The organism is Pseudomonas sp. Irchel s3h17 (assembly GCF_900187505.1).
Classification (GTDB): domain Bacteria; phylum Pseudomonadota; class Gammaproteobacteria; order Pseudomonadales; family Pseudomonadaceae; genus Aquipseudomonas.
Map to the genome: position 1 here is coordinate 165,365 of NZ_FYDL01000009.1, position 21,529 is coordinate 186,893.

The following is a 21,529-nucleotide window of genomic DNA, read 5'->3' on the forward strand; positions in this document are numbered from 1 at the left end:
TGAAGCTTATGTGGCGAGGGAGCTTGCTCCCTTGCCACTGAGAAAATCTGATCCCGCGTTCCACATAAAAAAGACAATCGGAGACACGCCATCATGGCTTTGGATTTATTCGTCGTACTCATCTACGCCGCCGCGATGCTGATACTCGGCTACTACGGCATGCGCAAGGCCAAGACCAACGAAGACTTTTTGGTCGCCGGTCGTAACCTCGGCCCGAGCCTGTACATGGGCACCATGGCCGCCACCGTCCTGGGCGGCGCGTCCACCGTGGGCACCGTGCGCCTGGGCTATGTGCATGGCATTTCCGGTTTCTGGCTCTGCGCCGCACTGGGCTGCGGGATCGTGGCGCTGAACCTGTTCCTCGCCAAACCGCTGCTGAAACTGAAAATCTACACCGTTACCCAGGTCCTGGAAAAACGCTACAACCCGATGGCCCGCTCCGCGAGCGCGGTGATCATGCTGGCCTACGCGCTGATGATCGGCGTGACCTCGATCCTGGCCATCGGCACCGTGCTGCAAGTGCTGTTCGGCCTGCCGTTCTGGATCTCGGTGCTGCTCGGTGGTGGCGTGGTGGTGATCTACTCGGCCATCGGCGGCATGTGGTCCCTGACCCTGACCGACATCGTCCAGTTCGTGATCAAGACCGTCGGTCTGATGTTCATCCTGTTGCCAATCTGCCTGTACCGCGTCGGCGGCTGGGATGAGTTGGTGCTGAAACTGCCGGCAGCCGCCTTCAGCTTCACCACCATCGGCTGGGACACCATCATCACCTACTTCATGATCTACTTCTTCGGCATCCTGATCGGCCAGGACATCTGGCAACGGGTGTTCACCGTCAAGACCGCCAAGGTCGCTCAATACGCCGGCACCTTCGCCGGGGTCTACTGCATCCTCTACGGCCTGGCCTGTGCCCTGATCGGCATGGCGGCCCACGTGCTGATTCCAGACCTGGACAACGTCAACAACGCCTTCGCCGCCATCGTCAAACTGTCCCTGCCGGACGGTATTCGTGGCCTGGTGATCGCCGCGGCTCTGGCCGCCATGATGTCCACCGCCAGCGCCGGCCTGCTCGCCGCAGCCACCACCCTGACCGAAGACCTGCTGCCGAAACTGCGCGGCGGTAAACAGTCGAGCCTGGCGGTCAACCGCCTGGTCACCCTGTTGACCGGTATCGTGGTGCTAGGTATCGCCCTGGTCGTCAACGACGTGATCAGCGCCCTGACCCTGGCCTACAACCTGTTGGTGGGCGGCATGCTGATCCCGCTGATCGGCGCCATCTTCTGGAAACGCGCCACCACCGCCGGCGCCATCGCCAGCATGGGCCTGGGCTTCGCGACGGCCCTGGTGTTCATGGTCACGGATGGCCTGGATGCCAACACGCCGATCTACTACAGCCTGGCAGTCGGCCTGGTGAGCTTCGTCGTGATCAGCCTGGCATCCCGTCGCCCGGCAACCGTGGCGAACGCGATATAAGCTGAAACCAACAACGGCTTGAACCTTTTCTTCGGCGGGTGCAGCGTCGGTTGCTGCACCCGTTTTTTTTCGCCTGGAGAAAAACACCATGCTCATCGTCAGTCGCGATCAATGGTTCGAAGTCAAACAACTGAGTGACGCTATCCGCCTGATCCACGAGCCATATATCCGGCCGTTCTACCGCTGCAACCTGTGGCATATCCAGGGGCGCGACAAGGACTTGCTGCTCGACACAGGCTCAGGCCTGGTCAGCCTGCGCGAGCAATTGCCGTGGCTCACCGAACGCCCGCTGGTCGCCGTGGCCAGCCATTGCCACTTCGACCATATCGCCGGTCATCACGAATTTCCCGAACGCCTGGTACACCCGGCCGAGGCACGGATCCTCGCGGCACCGGATGGCGACAACACCCTGTCCCGGGCCTGCGTCGGCGACGACATGTTCGAGGCGCATCCCGACTGCCCGCTGTGTTACGCCGAGTACCGGGTCAAAGCCGCACCCGCGACCGGTTTCGTTGAGGACGGCGATGTGCTCGACCTGGGTAATCGCACCCTGCAGGTGCTTCACACGCCCGGTCATTCACCCGGTGGCATCAGCCTGTTCGAGGCCGCCACGGGCACGCTGTTCAGCGGCGACATCATCTACGACGGCCCCTTGGTCGAAGACGCCTACCACTCCAACCTCGAGGATTACGCCAGCAGCCTGCAACGCCTGCGCACGCTACCGATCCGGACGGTGCACGGCGGCCACTTCCCAAGCTTCTCCGGGGAAAAACTGCGCGACATGATTGACCAATGGCAACGTCAACATCGCGGAGGCTGTGCTGTACTCAGACCAAAGGATTAATACTTTTGCAGGAGACGCGCCTCTCCATCCAGGCAGGATCATGAACACAGAAGGCCTTCGCGAAGCCGTGCATTGCTTCATCAGCCGCTTGCTCGAGGGTCGTGAGGATTTCGCGGACAACGCCAGCCTGTCGAATCTGGGGCTGGACATCGAGGAGCTGATTTTTCATCTGGAAGATGAGCTGAAGCTGACCGCCTTCACTCATGAAGAGGATCGACTGCTCACGTCAGCCACCACCGCCGAGGACCTGATCCGGTTTCTGGAGCACATCGGTCGACAGTGAAAGCAGTGTACTGGGTGAAAACAGGCGGGTGCGATGTCGCAGCCACACACGGCACCTTGAGGGTGCGGGCGGCTGCGACCTGCTGATGTGTTGCGTGTTACCGGCGGCGTTGTTGACGTCGACGTTGATCGTCGTCGGTGCGCACAGGCACTGGTTGCAGAGGCGGTTCGATCAAACCAAGCGCGACACCGAGGTCATGGAGCCAGTTTTGCAGTTTCTCTTTCATGGTGCCCCCCTTCAGGGTAATGCCGAGCGACCGGGTTCTGTAGACGCTTCATACAGATAGTAGCCTTAACTCCTACGCAATGCTCGCCCAAGAACGCAAAGATCTGTTACTTAATTGATCTGAATCACCTTCGACTGGCCTTGCTCGCGGCCCGTCGCGGCCACGGGTCAATATTGCCCCAGCGCCTTGCGCAAACGGCGGCGGACCCACTGTTCGGCGCTGACAAAGGTGATGCCCAACAGCACCAGCACGGCCCCCATGACGAAGTTGAGGGTCAGTTTCTCCCCCAGCAACAGCACCCCGAACGTGACACCGAACAGCGGGGTCATGAACGAAAACACCGCCAGGTTCGCCGCCAGATAACGGCGCAGCAACCAGAACCAGATCAGGTAACTGAAGAATGACACCACCAGCCCCTGAAACAGCACGCTGGAAACCGCCACGGCCGTCAATTGGACATGGGTCACCTGGCCGCTGACCAGCGCGATCAGCAACAGGCCGACGAAACCGACGATCAGCTGATAAAACAAGGTCAGGGTCACCGGCGCCTCCGACAACCGCGAGGCGCGTACCACCACCGTGGTTGCACCCCAGGCCGCTCCGGCCAGTACACCGAGCGCGTCGCCCAGCAGCATGCGCCGGTCCAGATTGTCCCAGGACACGCCACCGGCAAACGCAATGCCAATGCCGATAAAGGCCAGCAGAATCCCCAGCCATTGCACCGGGCGCAAGCGCTCGCTCGGCAGCAACCAATGCACGCCCAGCGCGGTAAAGATCGGCGCGGTGTAGAGAAACACCGACATATGGGCCGCGGTGGTCAGTTGCAGGCCTTCGGAGATGAACAGGAACTCGAGGCCAAACAGGCTACCGGCCAGCAGACCGCCACGCCAGGTACTGCCGACCTGGTCCCAGCCGCCCTTCCAGCAGATCAACAAGCCCACCAGCAACGCGGAGATTCCCGAGCGTCCGGCGGCCTGCATCACAGGGGCAATGTCCGCGGCGGCCCACTTGATCATCACCTGCTGGATGCCCCACACCAGGCACAGCCCCACCATCACTTGCAGGGCAAACGCATCGGCGCTGCGCCGAGTGGCAATCATCACGAAACCTCGCGAACGGTTAATGACATGGCGGTGGCTCGACAGAAAACAAAAGCCCCGGTACTTGGCCTAATGCTGTTCAGTCAAGAAACGCTTGAGGCGAGTGTGAGACCCGTTGCTCGCGCTGAGCGCCCCCAACAAAGCGACCGCGGTCTTTCAGAGCGAACTCGGCGATAGTTTTTGGGGCTGCTGTGCAGCCCAGCGCGAGCAAGCTCGCTCGCCACGGGGGTGCATTGAGCAACCCTATCCTTGACTGAACAGCATTGCGGTACCTGGCCAGGACGACGGTCGATGCGCTGAAGTATTGACCAGACCGGCCGTCGGTCAGGTTCTCCCCGCCCGACGCCCGGCTTATCGAACTCAGCTGAGCTCGATACGGTCGGCGTGAATAACGATCTGGCCATTCTTGTAGAGTGCGCCAATGGCCTTCTTGAAGTTGCCCTTGCTGACACCAAACAGGCTGCTGATCAATGCCGGGTCGCTCTTGTCGCTGACCGGCAAGGTGCCGTTATTGTCGCGCAACTTGGCGAGGATCTTCGAGTTCAGGCTGCTGGCCGCTTCGACACCCACAGGCTGCAGGCTCAGGCTGATCTTGCCGTCGGCACGCACTTCCTTGATAAAGCCCTTCTCTTCCTTGCCGGCACGCATGAACTTGAAGATCTCGTTCTTGTGGATCAGGCCCCAGTGCTTGTTGTTGATGATCGCCTTGAAGCCCATGTCGGTCGCTTCGGCCACCAGCAGGTCGACTTCCTGGCCAGCCGTGTAGTTGGCCGGGGTTTTATCCAGGTAGCGATCCAGGCGCGCGGTCGCGGTGATACGACGGGTGTGCTTGTCGAGGTAGACATGCACCACACAGTATTCGCCCGCGCTCATCTGGCGCTTTTCCTCGGAGTACGGCAGCAGCAGGTCCTTGGACAGACCCCAGTCGAGAAACACTCCGATGCTGTTGACTTCAACAACTTTGAGGCTGGCAAATTCACCGACCTGAACTTTTGGTTTTTCTGTCGTGGCGATGAGTTTGTCATCGCTGTCCAGATAAACAAAAACGTTCAGCCAGTCTTCATCTTCGCTGGGAATATCTTTGGGAATATAACGATTGGGCAAAAGGATTTCGCCATCCGCGCCACCGTCCAGATATAAACCGAAGTTAGTGTGTTTAACCACTTGCAAACTGTTGTAACGCCCGACTAAAGCCATTTCCAATACCCTCATTGCTTGGGCGGCATTCTACCCGTTTTTGCTCGCGCCGTTGGGTGAGCGCAGGGCCTGCGCAAAAAAAACCGCCGCATGGCTCGATTTTCCTGGGTTTTGTGTCAGGCCGCGACCCGCTCGTCAGACCGTCGTGGCCGCAGCCGCCGTAATCGTTGCCCCGCGCAGGCGCTCTTTCACGGCAAGGTTCTTATTTAAAACAGTAGCTTAGGGGGATATTCCAAAGAGCAACTTAGGCTTGGTCGACGAACACCCACGGTTATTCCAGGAAGATATTTACCAAGCAATTGTCAAGCATTTCCTGTATGATGGCTGGCCAAGTTAATTTTCTACAGGTTAATGGCCGCCATGCGTGTAAAAGCATCCAACAGCAAAGCAAAGCCAGCTCCAGCCGTTGAAACCAGCGAATCGATCAACGACCAGATTGCTGCCTTCCTCAAATCCGGTGGCGAGATCCAGCAAATTGCCAAAGGCGTCAGCGGCCAGACATTCGGCCCGTCCAAGCAGATTACCCTGGGCAAAAAGTAACACCCCCCTCGCGTCACCCTGGTCCCTAAGCGCTTTGAACATCGAAGCGCTAGGACTGGAACCCTCCCTGCTTCCTCCCCCCCTGTCAGCCGGTCGAATCGACAAGCCCATGACTTTTGGCCCGTCAATCGACGAACGGTAGCCAGCCGTCGACATTCGCCGGTATGCTCGGAATGCTCTAGACCGGGCGTTTCCCACACAGGCTGACTTCAGTGGAGAGGCCGCCATCACGAATCGCCAGGCCTGCCGCACCTTCAAGAGTGAAGCATGCTCAAACTTACAACGTTACTGATCAGCCTGTTGGTGTGCATGAGTGCCAATGCACAGATCTTCCAGCGCGAACTCGGCGACTATGACCTCAAGCTAGGCACAAGCCCTAGCCGTAGCATGGCCCAGGGCCTGGTCAAGCCGTCCAGCACCGGCTCATTCCATGGTGGCCTGGACCTGAGTCATGACAGTGGCTGGTATGTGGGTCAATGGGCCCCAAGCATGGGCCTGTCGCCCGCCGGTAACCTGGAAGTCGACTCCTACCTGGGATTCAAGCGCCCTTTCGACCGGACCCTGGGTTATGAGGTAGGCATGATCCACTACAGCTACCCGCAACTGGACACTCTCGACAGCCAGGAGTTTTTCGGTGGCCTTACCTTGCTGGGCAGCCGCTTCGGCGCAGCGTTCAGCAATGATCCGGACAAGCGCAACAGCACCTTGTTCGCCGACCTCAGTGGCACCCAGCCGTTCGGCGTAGGGCTCAGCGTCAAGTACACCACCCACCGGCTCTTTACCCCGACTTCGATTGCCGACGGCGGTTATGTCAGCAGTTTCAACGATTGGTCGGTCAAGCTCTCACGGCCCTGGATGGGCATCGACCTGAACCTGATCTACAGCGACTCAAGCCTTAATGGCAGTGATTGCAGTGCCTACTCCGGGCACAACAGCCAATGCGACGGCTTGTTCACCTTCAAGGCCGAACACCGGTTCTATTGATTGGCTGAACGCCCGGGTCCATCCTGCGTTCAAATACCAGAACAACGCTTGCGCAAGGATTGGCCCATGACGCGCTGGTTGAAACACCTGAGTCTGCTGCTGCCCCTGTGCCTTGCCCTGACGGCCTGCAACCGAGTGGACCTGGCCTACCGCAATCTCGACACGATCATTCCCTGGACGCTCAACGATTACCTGGACATGAATCGCGAGCAGGAGGACTGGCTCAAAGAGCGTCTCGAGGAGCACCTGCAATGGCACTGTGCAACGCAGTTGCCCGACTATCTGGACTGGCTCACCCGCACCCGACAAATGGTCAGCACCCATCAGGTCACCGATACCGCCCTGCAAGCCCGCACCCTGGAAGCCAAGCAAGCCATCGCCCGGACCGCCCGGCAAATCACGCCGTCGGCGGTCGAGTTATTGCGCGGGATGAACGATCAGCAGGTCAATGAGATGAAGCACGCCTTCGCCAAGGATGTGCGCGAGCGTCAGGAAAAATACGTCAAACCGCCTCTGGCCCGACAAATCCAGCAGCGCAGCCAGCGCATGGGCAAGCGCCTGACCGACTGGCTCGGCCCACTCGACAAGGCTCAGCAACAGCGAGTGCTCGCCTGGTCCACCGCCCTGGGCGATCAGAATCGGCAATGGATCGCCAACCGGGCCCATTGGCAGGCGCTGTTCAGCCAGGCGATGGACCAGCGCCACAGCAGCGACTTTGCCCAACGCATCGAAACCCTGCTGGTAGATCGCGAATCGTTGTGGACCCCGGCCTACCGCCAGGCCTACGCCAACGCCGAAACCCTGGCCCGCGGCCTGCTGGTCGACCTGATGGCCGACAGCAGCGACGAGCAGCGACAGCATTTGCAGAACCGGATCGACAAGGTGCGCGATCAGTTCAACGCACTGACGTGCTTGAAGGCGGTGGGCACCTCCTGAGCGGCCTGCGCCACGCCATCCGCCAACGTGGGCGGATCCGGCGCATCGCACCGGGGGCTGCCCTGTGTCGACCGACGGTATGTCGAATTCCCCCAGAGCCCGACGACTACTCTGTGCAAGAGGGTCTAACCCCACGGTACGGGTCGATTTTCGCCACCGCTGGCAGGAGAAAACACCATGAAAATCCAGAATCATCCCGTCGTGTCCCGGGAAGAGTGGCTCACCGCGCGCCGCGAACACCTGGTCCACGAAAAAGCCTTCACCCGGGAACGGGACAAACTCAGCGCCGAACGCCGGGCCCTGCCCTGGGTGAAAATCGACAAGGACTACCGGTTTCAGGGCGCTCACGGTGAATTGAAACTGACTGACCTGTTCGGCGGCCGCAGCCAATTGGTCATCTACCACTTCATGTTTGGCGCGGGTTGGGACGAGGGTTGCCCGGGGTGTTCCTTTCTGTCCGATCACATTGACGGCGCCAACCAGCACCTGACCCACCATGACGTAGCATTGGTGGCTGTGTCCCACGCCCCCTTCGCCGAGTTCCAGCCATTCAAACGGCGTATGGGCTGGAAGTTCGACTGGGTGTCGTCCGAAGGCTGCGACTTCAACTACGACTTCGGCGTCTCGCTTCGAGCAGAAGCAGTCACGGCCGGCAGCGCCACCTACAACTACGAAAAAACCGACAGCACCGAAGAAGAACTCCCCGGTCTCAGCGTATTTTATCGCAACGAAGCCGGCGAAATATTCCACACCTACTCCACCTACGCCCGGGGCCTGGACTTGCTGGTGGGTGCCTACAACTACCTTGACCTGACACCCAAGGGCCGCAACGAGGACGAAATCATGGATTGGGTGCGCCATCACGATCGCTACGATGACCAGGCGCCGACCAGTTGCTGCCACTCATGATCTGATCGACAAGCGCGAGGCTGGCCGGCACCGCAGAGAAAAAGCCGATCGCTGAAAAACAAAAACCCGGACAGGGTCCGGGTTTTTGACAGCACGCTACATGTTGTCAGCGAGCGATGGCGCGTTACTCAGCGGCCGGAGCTTCCGGCTTGCGGCGCTTGAGCGGGGCCATGCCGTCCTTGCTGACCAGCGACAGGGCGTCGGTCTTCGGCCGGTTGGCGATCTTGCGCTTGGTCGGTGCCTTGGCGGCTGACTTCTTCTTGTCGCCCTTGGCGTCGGTCTTTTTCTTCTTCACGCCAACGGCCTTGCCCGAAGCCTTGACCTTTTTCGGTCCGCCGTAGGTGCCTTTGACTTCCTTGATGGTACGGCGCTCGAAGCTCTGCTTGAGGTAGCGCTCGATGCTCGACATCAGGTTCCAGTCGCCGTGGCAGATCAGCGAGATCGCCAGGCCATCGTTACCGGCACGCCCGGTACGGCCGATACGGTGCACGTATTCGTCGCCGCTGCGTGGCATGTCGAAGTTGATCACCAGGTCCAGGCCGTCCACGTCCAGGCCGCGAGCGGCTACGTCGGTGGCCACCAGGATCTTCACCCCGCCCTGCTTCAGACGGTCGATGGCCAGCTTGCGGTCCTTCTGGTCTTTCTCACCGTGCAAGACAAACGCCTTGTACTCCTGTGCCACCAGGCGGCCGTAGATACGGTCGGCCATGGCCCGGGTGTTGGTGAAGACGATGGCCTTCTGGTAGGTCTCGTTGGCCAGCAGCCAGTTGACGATCTGCTCTTTGTGCTGGTTGTGGTCAGCGGTGATGATTTGCTGGCGAGTGGTCGCATTCAGCTGGCTGACCGCATTGAGCTGCAGGTGCTCAGGGTTGTTCAGCACCTTGGCGATCATCTCGCGCAGGCCCGAACCGCCGGTGGTGGCGGAGAACAGCATGGTCTGCTGACGGTTGGTGCACTCGTCGACCAGGCGCTGGACGTCTTCGGAGAAACCCATGTCGAGCATGCGGTCGGCTTCGTCGAGCACCAGCACTTCGACTTCTTTCAAGTCGAGGTTGCCGGCGTTCAGTTGCTCGATCATCCGGCCCGGGGTACCGATCAGGATGTCCGGCACCTTGCGCAGCATGGCGGCCTGGACCTTGAAGTCTTCACCGCCGGTGATCAGGCCGGACTTGATGAAGGTGAACTGGGAAAAACGCTCCACCTCCTTCAGGGTCTGCTGGGCCAGCTCGCGGGTCGGCAGCAGGATCAGGGTCTTGATGCTGACACGGACTTTCGCCGGGCCGATCAACCGGTTGAGGATCGGCAGAACGAATGCAGCGGTCTTGCCGCTACCGGTTTGCGCCGTCACCCGCAGGTCACGCCCTTGCAGCGCGAGCGGGATAGCCGCTGCCTGCACAGGCGTTGGCTCGACAAATTTAAGCTCGGCCACGGCTTTGAGCAGGCGTTCGTGCAGGGCGAATTGGGAAAACACGGGTGCTACCTCGAAGAAATACAAAAATCAGCTGCATAGGGTAACGGTTTCGAGCGCGTAGGCCGAGTTTCTTTATGCAATCGAACGCAAACAGTGGCTTTTTTGTTCGCGCAATTGTCCCTGATCGCACTCTCGGTGCGTCTAAACTGTCCAATCAACCGATCTCATCCTACAGAAGAATCGTTTCGCCTATGGATCTCAATCAGCTCTGGCTCAATACCCAGGATCTCTGGAATGCCTTGGGACAACACCCGCGGATTTATTCCCTCCTGGCATTCCTGCTGCTCTTGTTCGTCGCGCTGGTCGTCGGACGAGCGGCGCGCTACCTCATCCTGCGCGGCGTGGAGTTGCTCGGTCGCCAGCCGTCGATGTTCTGGCTCAACGACTTTCTCGCCAACAAAGTGTTCCATCGCCTGGCGCAGATCGTGCCCTCTGTGGTGATCCAGTTTGGCCTGAGCCTGATCCCCGAGATGAACAAGGTCACCCAGCACTTTCTCGGCAACGCTGCCCTGGCCTTCACCATCCTGTTCCTGATGCTGGCCATCAGCGCCCTGCTCAATGCCCTGCTGGACATCTACGCCCGTACCGAACACGCCCGCACCCGCTCGATCAAAGGTTACGTGCAACTGGCGAAAATGGTCTTGTATGTCCTCGGCGGGATCATCATCGTCGCCACCCTGATCGACCGTTCACCGCTCTTGCTGCTGTCCGGCCTGGGTGCGATGTCGGCCGTCATCATCCTGGTCTACAAGGACACCCTGCTGTCGTTCGTCGCCAGTGTGCAACTGACCAGCAATGACATGCTGCGGGTCGGCGACTGGATCGAAATGCCGCAAGTCGGTGCCGACGGCGATGTGGTGGACATCACCCTGCACACGGTCAAGGTGCAGAACTTCGACAAGACCATCGTCTCGATCCCGACCTGGCGCCTGATGTCCGAGTCGTTCAAGAACTGGCGCGGCATGCAGGCCTCCGGTGGCCGCCGGATCAAGCGCAGCCTGTTCATCGATGCCAGCGGCGTCCGCTTCATCACCGACGGCGAGGAACAGAGGCTGACCCAGATTCGCCTGCTTACCGGCTACATGAGCCGCAAACAGGCTGAACTCAAGGCTTGGAACGAAGCCCAGGGCACAGTGGCGGCGATGTCGGCAAACCGTCGACGGATGACCAACATCGGCACCTTCCGTGCCTATGCACTGGCGTACTTGAAGGGGCACCCGGACATCCAGCCGAACATGACCTGCATCGTCCGCCAGATGCAGACCACCGCCCAGGGCGTGCCGCTGGAAATTTACTGTTTCACCCGCACCACCGCGTGGGACGACTACGAGCGCATCCAGGGCGATATCTTCGATTACCTGCTGGCGGTACTGCCGGAGTTTGGCTTGAGCCTGTACCAGCAACCGAGCGGCAATGACCTGCGCGCCGGGGTGCTACCAGCCGTGCTGGGCGCCAGCCATTTCCCGCTACTGGAACAGCCCACGGAGTAATAGCGTTCCCCCCTGCTCGGATCGTTCCCGCTATACGGGAACGATCCGAGCAGGGCTCACATTTAATGTCAGAACGCGCTTGCCGTCGGACGCACACCCAACCGACTGACCCACACCGCCGCCAGTATCACCAGGCCGCCAAACATCAGCCGCCCCAACTCCTCATGCTGGTTCCAGATCAGCAAATTGATCAGCAGCCCCACGGGTACATGCAGGTTGTTCATCACCGCCAGGGTCCCGCCATTGACCAGGCAGGCGCCCTTGTTCCACCAGTACAGGCCCAGTGCGGTGGACACCAGCCCGAGGAACAGCAACACGCCCCACTGCAGCGGTGCTTCCGGCAGGAAGTCGCTTTTGCCGAACAGTAGAAAGGCCGGCAGCACCACCGCCAGCGCGCCCAGGTAGAAGTAACCGAAGCGTCGATAATGCGGCAGGTCGCTTGGATGGCGTGCCACCAGGTGCTTGTACAGCACCTGCCCCGCGGCGTAGGTGAAGTTGGCCAGTTGCAGCAGCAAGAAGCCCATGAGGAAGTCCGGGCTGATCCGGTCGTAGCGAATCACGGCCGCCCCCAGCACCGCCACCAGTGCCGCTACCAGCGCCCAAGGGTTGAAGCGGCGGTTGAGCGCATCCTCGATCAAGGTCACGTGCAACGGCGTGAGAATGGTGAACAGCAGGACTTCCGGCACCGTCAGCACCCGAAAGCTCAGGTACAGGCAGACGTAGGTCACGCCGAACTGCAAGGCGCCGATCAGCAGCATCCCGCGCATGAACGCAGGCTCCACCGAACGCCAGCGGGTCAGCGGGATGAACACCAGCCCGGCCAGCAGTACCCGCACCAGCACCGCGAAGTAACTGTCGACATGACCGGCCAGGTACTCGCCGATCAGACTGAAGGAAAACGCCTGAATCAGCGTGACAAATAGCAGATAGCCCATATGCGCCTCGTCCAAAGTGGCGGCGACGATAGCGGTTTTGCCACGGACAGTGAAGGCCGGGTAACAACAGGCAAAAAAAAGCCCGATCTCGCTAAAGCGTTCAATCGGGCCAGGGCACTCAGGAGCAATAAGTGCAAAGGGAGGTTCGTTGCGCGTAGAGCCTTGAAGGGTTGCGCCAGGTCACTAGACCATCCAGCGATTAACGGGCGATTAACCTGTCAGGCGACCTGGGCCAGTCTGGCGTTGGCCTGGTTCAGTCCTTTTTCCTGGAAGTCACCGCCCAGGTTCATCCCTTCGGCATGAATGAAGCTGACGTCATGAATACCGATGAAGCCCATGACCTGACGCAGGTACGGTTCCTGGTGATCGGCGGTGCTGCCCGCGTAGATGCCACCGCGAGCGGTCAATACGTAGGCACGCTTGCCGCTGAGCAGGCCCTGGGGACCGGTCTCGGTGTACTTGAAGGTCACCCCGGCACGCAGCACATGATCGAGCCAGGCCTTGAGGGTGCTGGGGATCGCGAAGTTGTACATCGGCGCGGCCATCACCAGTACGTCGGCGGCCAGCAATTCGTCGGTCAGCAGGTTGGAGCGCTCAAGTGCTGCCTGTTCGATTGGGTTGCGCTGCTCGGCAGGCTTCATCCAGCCACCCAGCAGGTTTACGTCCAGGTGGGGGACCGGATGGGTCGCCAGGTCACGGACGGTGATCTGGTCGGCCGGGTGCGCGGCTTTCCACTGGTTGATGAAGGTTTGAGTCAGTTGACGGGAAACCGAGTCTTGCTGGCGGGCGCTGCTTTCGATGATCAGAACGCGGGACATGGGATGTAGCCTCCATCGGTGAATGCTGTAAGTCGATGGAGTGGAGATTAAACAGAGTCATATCGATGAAAAAGCGCAAATAACTGCTATAACCCATCAATAAATTCGTTTATAAGCGAAGCATGCCATGGGCATCTGCTTCGCTTGAGTGCTTATTGCTTCTCGGTGCAGGTCAGGCCGATGCGCAATTTGATGATCTTGCGGCTGAACTTGGCCGTGACATCGGTGCTTTTCCCCGCGACCAGGCTGACACGCCGCGTGCGGGGCGACTCCGGGCCGTTGGCGAACACCACTGTGCACTCGGCGTCGGTCTTGCCGTAGTTGTTCAGCGTGATGGACCCCATATCGTAGTCGGTCGCGTAGGTGGTGTAGTCGACCCCCAGGCCATTGAGTTCTTTTTGTACATCGATGGGATAGGCAAACGCACTCAACGGCAACATCGCCAGCACCGCACAACAGACTTTTTTCATTCGACAGCCTCCAGAGGAAGCTGCCAGCTTAGGACAAGAGGAGCCCATGATGAAAGCGCCCCGCGTGACCCTGGATCAATGGCGCACGCTGCAAGCCGTGGTCGACCACGGCGGATTTGCCCAGGCGGCCGAAGCGCTGCACCGCTCGCAATCGTCCGTCAGCTACACCGTGGCGCGCATGCAAGACCAGCTCGGCGTGCCGCTGCTGCGCATCGACGGGCGCAAGGCCGTGTTGACCGAAGCCGGTGGCGTGCTGCTGCGGCGCTCGCGACAGCTGGTCAAACAGGCCAGTCAACTGGAAGACCTGGCCCACCACATGGAGCAAGGCTGGGAAGCCGAAGTGCGCCTGGTGGTCGACGCCGCCTACCCGAGCGCCCGCCTCGTGCGCGCCTTGACCGCCTTCATGCCGCAAAGCCGTGGCTGCCGGGTTCGCTTGCGTGAAGAAGTGTTGTCCGGGGTCGAGGAAGTCCTGCTCGAAGGCGTGGCCGACCTGGCCATCAGCGGCTTCAGCATTCCCGGTTACCTGGGGGCGGAACTGAGCCATGTCGAGTTCGTCGCCGTCGCCCATCCCGAGCATTCCTTGCATCGCCTGAACCGCGAGCTGAATTTCCAGGATCTCGAAAGCCAGTTGCAAGTGGTGATCCGTGACTCCGGCCGGCAACAGCCGCGCGACGTCGGCTGGCTCGGCGCCGAACAACGCTGGACCGTCGGCAGCCTGGCCACCGCGGCGACCTTCGTCGGCAGCGGCCTGGGTTTTGCCTGGTTGCCACGGCACATGATCGAACGGGAACTCAAGGAGGGCCTGCTCAAGCTGCTACCGTTGGACCAGGGTGGCAGCCGTAACCCCAGCTTCTACCTGTACTCGAACAAGGACAAACCCCTGGGCCCGGCCACGCAGATTCTCATCGAGCTGCTGCGCACCTTCGATACCGCGCCGCTGGATGCCCCTTTCGCCGCCCCGGAACAAGCCTGACAAGGAGTTGCACCATGGCCTATTTCGAACACGAAGGTTGCACACTGCACTACGAGGAATATGGCCACGGCACGCCGCTGCTGCTGGTTCACGGGCTGGGCTCGAGCACGCAGGACTGGGAGAAGCAGATCCCCGAGCTTTCGGCTCGCTACCGCCTGATCATCCCCGATGTGCGCGGCCATGGCCGCTCCGACAAACCCCGGGAGCGCTACAGCATTGCCGGCTTCAGCGCCGACCTGGTCGCGCTGATCGAACACCTGAACCTGGGCCCGGCCCACCTGGTAGGGCTGTCCATGGGCGGCATGATCGGTTTTCAACTGGCGGTGGACCAGCCGGGGCTGCTCAAAAGCCTGTCCATCGTCAACAGCGCGCCGCAAGTCAAGGTCCGCACCGCCGACGATTACTGGCAATGGTTCAAGCGCTGGGGCCTGATGCACCTGCTGAGCCTTGGCAGCATTGGCAAGGCCCTGGGCGCCAAACTGTTCCCCAAGCCCGAACAGGCCGACCTGCGGCAAAAGATGGCCGAGCGCTGGGCAAAAAACGACAAACGTGCTTATCTCGCCAGCTTCAATGCCATTGTTGGCTGGGGGGTTCAGGAACGACTGGCGAAAGTCACCTGTCCAACCCTGGTCATCAGCGCCGACCATGACTACACGCCGGTGGCGCTGAAACAAGCCTATGTAAAACTGTTGCCCGATGCGCGGCTGGTGGTGATCGAGGATTCGCGCCATGCCACGCCGCTGGACCAGCCGCAGCGTTTCAACCAGACCCTGCTTGATTTTCTAACCACTGTCGACACTACTACCCAGGATCACTGACCCATGCTGAAAAAAATCGCCCTCGCCACCGGCGCAGTCCTGTTCGCCGCCAACCTGATGGCCGCAGAAGCGACCAAGGCTCCCCACGTATTGCTCGAGACCACCAACGGTCCGATCGAAATCGAACTGGACCCGGTCAAGGCGCCGGTCAGCACCAAGAACTTTCTGGCCTACGTCGACAGCGGCTTCTACACCAACACTATTTTCCACCGCGTGATTCCGGGGTTCATGGTGCAAGGGGGTGGCTTCACCCCGCAAATGGCGCAGAAAGACACCAAGGAGCCGATCAGGAACGAAGCCAGCAATGGCCTGCATAACGTACGCGGCACGCTGTCGATGGCCCGCACCTCGAACCCGGATTCGGCCACCAGCCAGTTCTTCATCAACGTCGCCGACAATGACTTCCTGAACCCGGGACGCGATGCCGGTTATGCCGTGTTCGCCAAAGTGGTCAAGGGGATGGACGTGGTCGACATCATCGTCAACTCGCAGACCACCACTAAACAAGGCATGCAGAACGTGCCAATCGACCCGGTGCTGATCAAGTCGGCCAAGCGCATCGACTAAGCTGCACAGGGCGTCCCGAGCGGCCACGCAAGGAACGGCGTGCCGCTCGCATCGAAAAAAGGAGAGCCCGCACGCGGGCGTTTGACTGATGCTTTATCGCCGTTTCGAAAAACTGATCGACATATTCCGTGACGCCCCGACGGCGGCCCCGCCTGATCGGGTCCTGCCCTTCTATACCTATTACCTGCGCCAGGTCTGGCCGAGCTTCGCCGCGCTGTTGGTCATCGGCCTGTTCGGTGCGCTGATCGAAGTGGCGCTGTTCAGTTACCTGAGCCGGATCATCGACCTGGCCCAGGGCACACCGAACGCCGACTTCTTCAAGGTCCACGGGGTTGAACTGGCCTGGATGGCAGTGGTCGCGCTGGTCCTGCGCCCGGTGTTCGTCGGCCTGCACGACCTGCTGGTGCACCAGACCCTGAGCCCCGGCATGACCAGCCTGATTCGCTGGCAGAACCACAGCTACGTGCTCAAGCAGAGCCTGAATTTCTTCCAGAACGACTTCGCCGGGCGCATCGCCCAACGGATCATGCAAACCGGCAACTCCCTGCGCGACTCCGCGGTGCAAGCGGTGGATGCGTTGTGGCATGTGCTGATCTACGCCATCAGCTCACTGGTACTGTTCGCCGAGGCCGACTGGCGCCTGATGATTCCGTTGCTGACCTGGATCGCCGCCTACCTCGGCGCGCTCTACTACTTCGTGCCTCGGGTCAAGGAACGCTCGGTGGTGTCCTCCGACGCCCGTTCCAAACTGATGGGCCGGATTGTCGACGGCTACACCAACATCACCACGCTCAAGTTGTTCGCCCACACCAACTTCGAACAGCAATACGCCCGTGAAGCCATCGCCGAACAAACCGAAAAATCCCAGCTGGCCGGGCGCGTCGTCACCAGCATGGACGTGGTCATCACCAGCATGAACGGCCTGCTGATTGTCGGTACCACGGGCCTGGCGTTGTGGTTGTGGACCCAGTCGCTGATCTCGGTCGGTGCCATTGCCCTGGCCACCGGCCTGGTGATCCGCATCGTCAACATGTCTGGCTGGATCATGTGGGTGGTCAACGGCATCTTCGAGAACATCGGGATGGTCCAGGACGGCCTGCAAACCATCGCGCAACCGATCAGCGTCACCGACCGTGAACTGGCTCCCCGCCTGCAAGTGGACCGTGGCGAAGTGCGTTTCGAACACGTGGCGTTTCACTATGGCAAGAAAAGCGGAATCATCGGCGACCTGAACCTGACCATCCGACCCGGTGAGAAAATCGGCCTGATCGGCCCTTCCGGCGCCGGCAAGTCGACCCTGGTCAATCTGCTGTTGCGCCTGTACGACTTGCAGGGCGGGCAGATCCTGATCGATGGCCAGAACATCGCCCATGTGGCCCAGGAAAGCCTGCGCGAACGGATCGGCATGATCACCCAGGACACTTCACTGCTGCACCGCTCGATCCGTGACAACCTGCTGTACGGCAAACCCGATGCCACCGACGCCGAACTCTGGGAAGCCGTGCACAAGGCCCGTGCCGACGAATTCATCCCGTTGCTGTCGGACGCTGAAGGCCGCACGGGCTTCGATGCCCACGTCGGTGAGCGCGGGGTCAAACTCTCCGGCGGTCAACGCCAACGCATCGCCATCGCCCGGGTGCTGCTCAAGGACGCGCCAATCCTGATCATGGATGAAGCCACCTCGGCGCTGGACTCGGAGGTGGAAGCGGCGATCCAGGAAAGCCTCGAAACCCTGATGCAGGGCAAGACCGTGATCGCCATCGCGCACCGGCTTTCCACCATCGCCCGGATGGATCGCCTGGTGGTACTGGAAAACGGCCGGATCGCCGAAAGCGGCACCCACGCCGAACTGTTGGCCCATGGCGGGTTGTATGCCCGGCTTTGGCAGCACCAGACCGGAGGGTTTGTCGGCATCGATTGAGTCGAGTGCATACGCGTCCCCTGTGGCGAGCGAGCTTGCTCGCGCTGGGGCGCGAAGCGCCCCCCTACAAGACGATCGCAAACTTTCAGACAACACTTGATGAGCGATTTTTGGGCTGCTGCGCAGCCCAGCGCGAGCAAGCTCGCTCGCCACGGGTATGTGCCGGGAAGCCACCACGCGATCAAGACGGTTACACCCACTCTGGATCTACGATAACCTCCACAACCCCTCAAGCATGGGCGTCGGCGTTTTCATGACCACTGGAATTCCAGAAAAATCCTGCTGTACTCAGGGCAGGTTCGGGAGATGGCCTGTCGTCCATCTGCTGGGGCAAACGGTAGCAATAACTCGAAAAGGCTCTCTTTTATGTCTCTGTTAAAACGTTCGGCTACAGAGTTGGTAGGTACGTTCTGGCTGGTGCTGGGTGGTTGCGGCAGTGCGGTGTTGGCAGCCGCCTTTCCCGAGGTCGGGATCGGCCTGCTGGGGGTATCTCTGGCATTTGGCCTGACGGTGCTGACCATGGCGTTTGCCATCGGCCATATCTCGGGTTGCCACCTCAACCCGGCGGTGTCGCTGGGACTGGTGGTCGGCGGGCGATTCCCGGCCAAGGAACTGCCGGCCTATATCATCGCCCAGGTGATCGGCGCGATCATTGCCGCCGCCCTGCTGTACTTCATCGCCAGCGGCAAGCCGGGCTTCGAACTGGCCAGCGGCCTGGCCTCCAACGGCTACGGTGAACATTCACCGGGCGGCTACTCGATGGCCGCGGGCTTTGTCAGCGAGCTGGTGATGACGGCGATGTTCATCCTGATCATCCTTGGCGCCACCGACAAGCGCGCCCCGGCCGGGATGGCACCGATCGCCATCGGCCTGGGGTTGACCCTGATTCACCTGATCTCGATTCCGGTCACCAACACCTCGGTCAACCCAGCGCGCAGTACCGGCCCTGCGTTGATTGTCGGCGGCTGGGCGCTTCAACAGCTCTGGCTGTTCTGGCTGGCGCCACTGTTGGGCGCGGTGATTGGTGGCGTAATGTACCGCTGGCTGGGCAAGGAAGACAGTTAAGCGACGCCTGGGCGCGAGGGTCAGCCCTGTCGATACGGCAAGGCTGTCCTCGCTTCTTGCGCATACCCCATCACCCCGATGCGCTCGCGCTCGAGAAAGTCCTGGACCGCCGCTTTCAATCCTGCGTGACGCAAGTAGTGCCAGGAATGGGTGATCACCGGTTCAAACCCACGAATCAATTTATGCTCTCCCTGGGCGCCGGCATCAAATCGCTGGAAGCCGTTGGTGATGGCGTAGTCCATGCCTTGATAGAAACAGGTCTCGAAGTGCAGGCGGTCGAACTCCGCCAGGCAACCCCAGTAGCGCCCATAAAAACTATCGCCCCCCACCAGGCTGAAGGCCATGGCCACCGGCCGCGCCCCTTGTTTGGCCAACACCACCCGTATCGCTTCGGGCATGCGCTCGGCCAGCAGGCTGAAGAACTCCCGGGTCAGGTAAGGTGACTGCCGACGCACCGCATAGGTGTTGGCGTAGCAGGCATAGACGAAATCCCACTGTGCCTGGTCGAGTTGGTGCCCTTCTAGCCATTCAAACTCAATGCCCTGCCCCGCCACTTGCTCGCGCTCCTTGCGCATTTGCTTGCGCTTGCGTGAGCTCAGCGCATCGAGGAAATCCTGGAAGTCCCGATACCCGCGATTCTGCCAGTGGTATTGGCAGCCGACACGTTGCAGCCAGCCCGGCTGCTCGGCCAGGGCGGCATCGGTAAAGGCATCGGTGAAGTTGATATGGGCGCTGGAAAGCTTCTCGATCTCCAGGTACCCGGGCAGGCTCTTGAGCAGTTCGAAGCCATCCTGCACTTTGGCGGCCAACAAGCGCGGCCCGCTGACCGGGCTGAACGGCACGGCCGTCAACAGCTTGGGGTAGTACGCGATCCCGGCCTTTTCACAGGCATCGGCCCAGCCATGGTCGAACACGTATTCGCCATAAGAGTGCCATTTGCGGTAACTGGGCAGCGCCGCCAGCAGATGGCCACCTTCGATGTGCAGCAGGTGCTCCGGTTGCCAACCGGAATGGGGGCCGAGACTGCCACTGTCTTCCAACGCCCCCAGAAACGCGTGGCGCAGGAACGGCTGGGTGTCCGGCACCAGGGCATCCCATTCCTGAGGCGCAATGGCGGACAAACTGTCCAAAACGTGTAACGGCATTCTGTTCCCCGCAGGTGCAGCCTCAAGACCCTCCGAGTATCGCCCATCCGTGCCAGTGGCCGTAATAAAAAAACCCCGCCGAGGCGGGGTGAAACGAAAGGAGCTTTAACGGATGAGGAAAGAGCTCGTGCTGCCGTTACCGCGATTTAGAACACGTATTGAGCACGAAGTACAAAGCCATCGCCGCTGTCATCGCCCGTAGTCTCTGCCGGGGTAGTTTCGGTAGCGTCCGTGGCGTTGGTCACATTGTCGGTGTCGGCCATGAGGTAGGCCGCGGAGATTTTCACTGCTTCGTTGGCGTACCAGTTGACGCCAACGGTATGAACCCGGGCTTCGGCATCGCCAACGTCACGGGTCAGGGTGGCGGTGGTGACGTTGTCGTCATCGACGATCATGCTGTCGTAGCGGTAGTACAGTTCCCAGGCACCTATGGATTTGTTGTCCGGCTTGATCGCATCGAACTTACCGATTTTGTAGCCGCGGGATTCGCCTGTCAGAGTGTAGGCGCCCTGAACGTAGAAGCCATCACCCTTGATGTCTTCATACGCGTTGTCGTCAGCCTTGGTCTTACGGGTGATGTACTCACCCTGGATCGAGGCCGGGCCCATGGCGAATGCCGCTTCCAGGCCGAAAGCATCGTCACGCGAGTAGGAGCCGGCCGGCGACGAAGAACTGCCGCCCAGCACCGGACGGTTGCCGTTGGAATCGGCATCGTTACCGCCTTGGGTTTCAACACCGCGCATGCCCATGCGGGTGCGATAACGGGAGTCGAAGGCCGTGTCGGAGACATCGCGGGAGGCGACGTTCGCACCGAAGTGCAGCACATTGCCGCCTTCATGCATGGGCGCGAAGACAAAACGACCGTTGACCTGTTTGACGCTGTTGCCATCGGTGTCGTCGGTGTCCTTGCTGAACACACCGGCGGAGGCATAGAACGAATCAGCGAATACGCCGGAGGTTTGCAGGCCCAAACCGTTCTGGTGGCCGTTCGCCCAGTCGACCATGTCGTAGGCCATGCTGCGCTCTGGTGCGGTGACCCATTTGGAACTGGTAGCTTTTTCCAGGCCGAAGTCCGGGTCGAAACGACCAACCTTGATCGAGACCGGCTTGAAGCCGTTGTAGGCCAGCGACCCCTCGTCGAAGTAACCGTTGTCGGAGTCACCGGTGTTGTGGGAGAGGTCGTAGTTGATGGTGTAAGCCCAATCGGTATACAGCACGCCGGACAGTTCCAGGACTGCGCGACGTAAGTAGGCCGCATCCGCGGTATCACCGTTCTTGGTGTAGATCCCGTCAAACTGACTGTAGTCAGCCTGCAAGCGGCCGCCCAGTTTGAAGCTGATAATTGGTGGTCAAATCTTGGTTAC

At 60.5% G+C, this 21,529-nt stretch carries 21 protein-coding genes and 1 pseudogene; 13 read left to right on the forward strand and 9 right to left on the reverse strand.

What is annotated here, in order from left to right:
• Positions 1-93 precede the first annotated feature (93 nt).
• The 3 genes from CKW25_RS14910 to CKW25_RS14920 all read left to right on the forward strand — a co-directional run bounded on the left by CKW25_RS14910 (position 94) and on the right by CKW25_RS14920 (position 2,600).
• Positions 94-1,473: a sodium:solute symporter gene (locus CKW25_RS14910; RefSeq protein WP_095080216.1), complete on the forward strand. Its 1,380-nt coding sequence runs from the start codon at positions 94-96 to the stop codon at positions 1,471-1,473.
• Positions 1,474-1,561: 88 nt separating this feature from the next.
• Entirely contained in the window at positions 1,562-2,317 is a 756-nt protein-coding gene (locus CKW25_RS14915) for an MBL fold metallo-hydrolase (protein ID WP_095080217.1), read from the forward strand.
• A 40-nt stretch (positions 2,318-2,357) separates the two neighbouring features.
• On the forward strand, positions 2,358-2,600 hold the full coding sequence (locus CKW25_RS14920) for a phosphopantetheine-containing protein (protein ID WP_095080218.1): 243 nt from the start codon (positions 2,358-2,360) through the stop codon (positions 2,598-2,600).
• A 97-nt stretch (positions 2,601-2,697) separates the two neighbouring features.
• Here the strand turns inward: CKW25_RS14920 and CKW25_RS27075 are convergent, their stop codons facing one another.
• The 3 genes from CKW25_RS27075 to CKW25_RS14930 form a co-directional block, all read right to left on the reverse strand.
• Positions 2,698-2,826 carry a PA1414 family protein gene (locus CKW25_RS27075; protein WP_256577977.1) on the reverse strand — a complete coding sequence of 43 codons (129 nt, stop codon included), beginning with the start codon at positions 2,824-2,826 and terminating at the stop codon, positions 2,698-2,700.
• A 167-nt stretch (positions 2,827-2,993) separates the two neighbouring features.
• The gene (locus tag CKW25_RS14925; RefSeq protein ID WP_095080219.1) at positions 2,994-3,926 is read right to left on the reverse strand and encodes a DMT family transporter; all 933 of its coding nucleotides are present in this window, start codon (positions 3,924-3,926) and stop codon (positions 2,994-2,996) included.
• A gap of 360 nt (positions 3,927-4,286) precedes the next feature.
• Complete coding sequence (locus CKW25_RS14930) at positions 4,287-5,123, reverse strand: S1 RNA-binding domain-containing protein (RefSeq protein ID WP_095080220.1); 837 nt, start codon at positions 5,121-5,123, stop codon at positions 4,287-4,289.
• A 351-nt stretch (positions 5,124-5,474) separates the two neighbouring features.
• On the opposite strand from CKW25_RS14930, the gene CKW25_RS14935 reads away from it, so the two are divergent.
• From CKW25_RS14935 to CKW25_RS14950, 4 genes are all read left to right on the forward strand, one after another.
• Positions 5,475-5,663, forward strand: coding sequence for a hypothetical protein (locus CKW25_RS14935; RefSeq protein WP_030131898.1), 189 nt, complete (start codon positions 5,475-5,477; stop codon positions 5,661-5,663).
• 267 nt (positions 5,664-5,930) lie between these two features.
• Entirely contained in the window at positions 5,931-6,647 is a 717-nt protein-coding gene (locus CKW25_RS14940; RefSeq protein ID WP_095080221.1) for a TorF family putative porin, read from the forward strand.
• Positions 6,648-6,713: 66 nt separating this feature from the next.
• A complete protein-coding gene (locus tag CKW25_RS14945) occupies positions 6,714-7,583 on the forward strand; it encodes a DUF6279 family lipoprotein (RefSeq protein WP_095080222.1) in 870 nt (289 codons plus the stop codon).
• A 177-nt stretch (positions 7,584-7,760) separates the two neighbouring features.
• A complete protein-coding gene (locus CKW25_RS14950) occupies positions 7,761-8,492 on the forward strand; it encodes a thioredoxin family protein (protein WP_095080223.1) in 732 nt (243 codons plus the stop codon).
• A gap of 124 nt (positions 8,493-8,616) precedes the next feature.
• Here the strand turns inward: CKW25_RS14950 and CKW25_RS14955 are convergent, their stop codons facing one another.
• Positions 8,617-9,963 carry a DEAD/DEAH box helicase gene (locus tag CKW25_RS14955; RefSeq protein ID WP_095080400.1) on the reverse strand — a complete coding sequence of 449 codons (1,347 nt, stop codon included), beginning with the start codon at positions 9,961-9,963 and terminating at the stop codon, positions 8,617-8,619.
• 191 nt (positions 9,964-10,154) lie between these two features.
• Between CKW25_RS14955 and CKW25_RS14960 the strand changes: the two genes are divergently transcribed.
• Positions 10,155-11,453 carry a mechanosensitive ion channel family protein gene (locus CKW25_RS14960; RefSeq protein WP_095080224.1) on the forward strand — a complete coding sequence of 433 codons (1,299 nt, stop codon included), beginning with the start codon at positions 10,155-10,157 and terminating at the stop codon, positions 11,451-11,453.
• Positions 11,454-11,521: 68 nt separating this feature from the next.
• On the opposite strand, the gene CKW25_RS14965 is transcribed toward CKW25_RS14960, so the two are convergent.
• The 3 genes from CKW25_RS14965 to CKW25_RS14975 all read right to left on the reverse strand — a co-directional run bounded on the left by CKW25_RS14965 (position 11,522) and on the right by CKW25_RS14975 (position 13,676).
• Positions 11,522-12,388 carry a carboxylate/amino acid/amine transporter gene (locus tag CKW25_RS14965; RefSeq protein ID WP_095080225.1) on the reverse strand — a complete coding sequence of 289 codons (867 nt, stop codon included), beginning with the start codon at positions 12,386-12,388 and terminating at the stop codon, positions 11,522-11,524.
• A gap of 218 nt (positions 12,389-12,606) precedes the next feature.
• Positions 12,607-13,206 (reverse strand): FMN-dependent NADH-azoreductase, encoded by a 600-nt coding sequence (locus CKW25_RS14970; protein WP_095080226.1) that lies wholly within the window; start codon positions 13,204-13,206, stop codon positions 12,607-12,609.
• Between the two features lie 152 nt (positions 13,207-13,358).
• Positions 13,359-13,676, reverse strand: a complete 318-nt coding sequence (locus tag CKW25_RS14975) for a 3-phosphoglycerate kinase (RefSeq protein ID WP_095080227.1) — start codon at positions 13,674-13,676, stop codon at positions 13,359-13,361.
• A gap of 49 nt (positions 13,677-13,725) precedes the next feature.
• Here CKW25_RS14975 and CKW25_RS14980 point away from each other — a divergent pair, with 49 nt between their 5' ends.
• The 5 genes from CKW25_RS14980 (at position 13,726) to aqpZ (ending at position 19,020) form a co-directional block, all read left to right on the forward strand.
• The gene (locus tag CKW25_RS14980; RefSeq protein ID WP_095080403.1) at positions 13,726-14,649 is read left to right on the forward strand and encodes a LysR family transcriptional regulator; all 924 of its coding nucleotides are present in this window, start codon (positions 13,726-13,728) and stop codon (positions 14,647-14,649) included.
• Positions 14,650-14,663: 14 nt separating this feature from the next.
• Positions 14,664-15,467 (forward strand): alpha/beta fold hydrolase, encoded by an 804-nt coding sequence (locus CKW25_RS14985; protein ID WP_095080228.1) that lies wholly within the window; start codon positions 14,664-14,666, stop codon positions 15,465-15,467.
• A 3-nt stretch (positions 15,468-15,470) separates the two neighbouring features.
• The gene (locus CKW25_RS14990) at positions 15,471-16,034 is read left to right on the forward strand and encodes a peptidylprolyl isomerase (protein ID WP_095080229.1); all 564 of its coding nucleotides are present in this window, start codon (positions 15,471-15,473) and stop codon (positions 16,032-16,034) included.
• An 88-nt stretch (positions 16,035-16,122) separates the two neighbouring features.
• On the forward strand, positions 16,123-17,955 hold the full coding sequence (locus tag CKW25_RS14995; RefSeq protein ID WP_095080230.1) for an ABC transporter ATP-binding protein: 1,833 nt from the start codon (positions 16,123-16,125) through the stop codon (positions 17,953-17,955).
• Between the two features lie 366 nt (positions 17,956-18,321).
• Complete coding sequence (aqpZ, locus tag CKW25_RS15000; RefSeq protein WP_095080231.1) at positions 18,322-19,020, forward strand: aquaporin Z; 699 nt, start codon at positions 18,322-18,324, stop codon at positions 19,018-19,020.
• A gap of 20 nt (positions 19,021-19,040) precedes the next feature.
• On the opposite strand, the gene CKW25_RS15005 is transcribed toward aqpZ, so the two are convergent.
• A complete protein-coding gene (locus CKW25_RS15005) occupies positions 19,041-20,165 on the reverse strand; it encodes a GNAT family N-acetyltransferase (RefSeq protein ID WP_095080232.1) in 1,125 nt (374 codons plus the stop codon).
• 146 nt (positions 20,166-20,311) lie between these two features.
• Positions 20,312-21,502, reverse strand: a pseudogene (locus CKW25_RS15010) (OprO/OprP family phosphate-selective porin); the annotation flags it as partial.
• Positions 21,503-21,529: the final 27 nt, after the last annotated feature.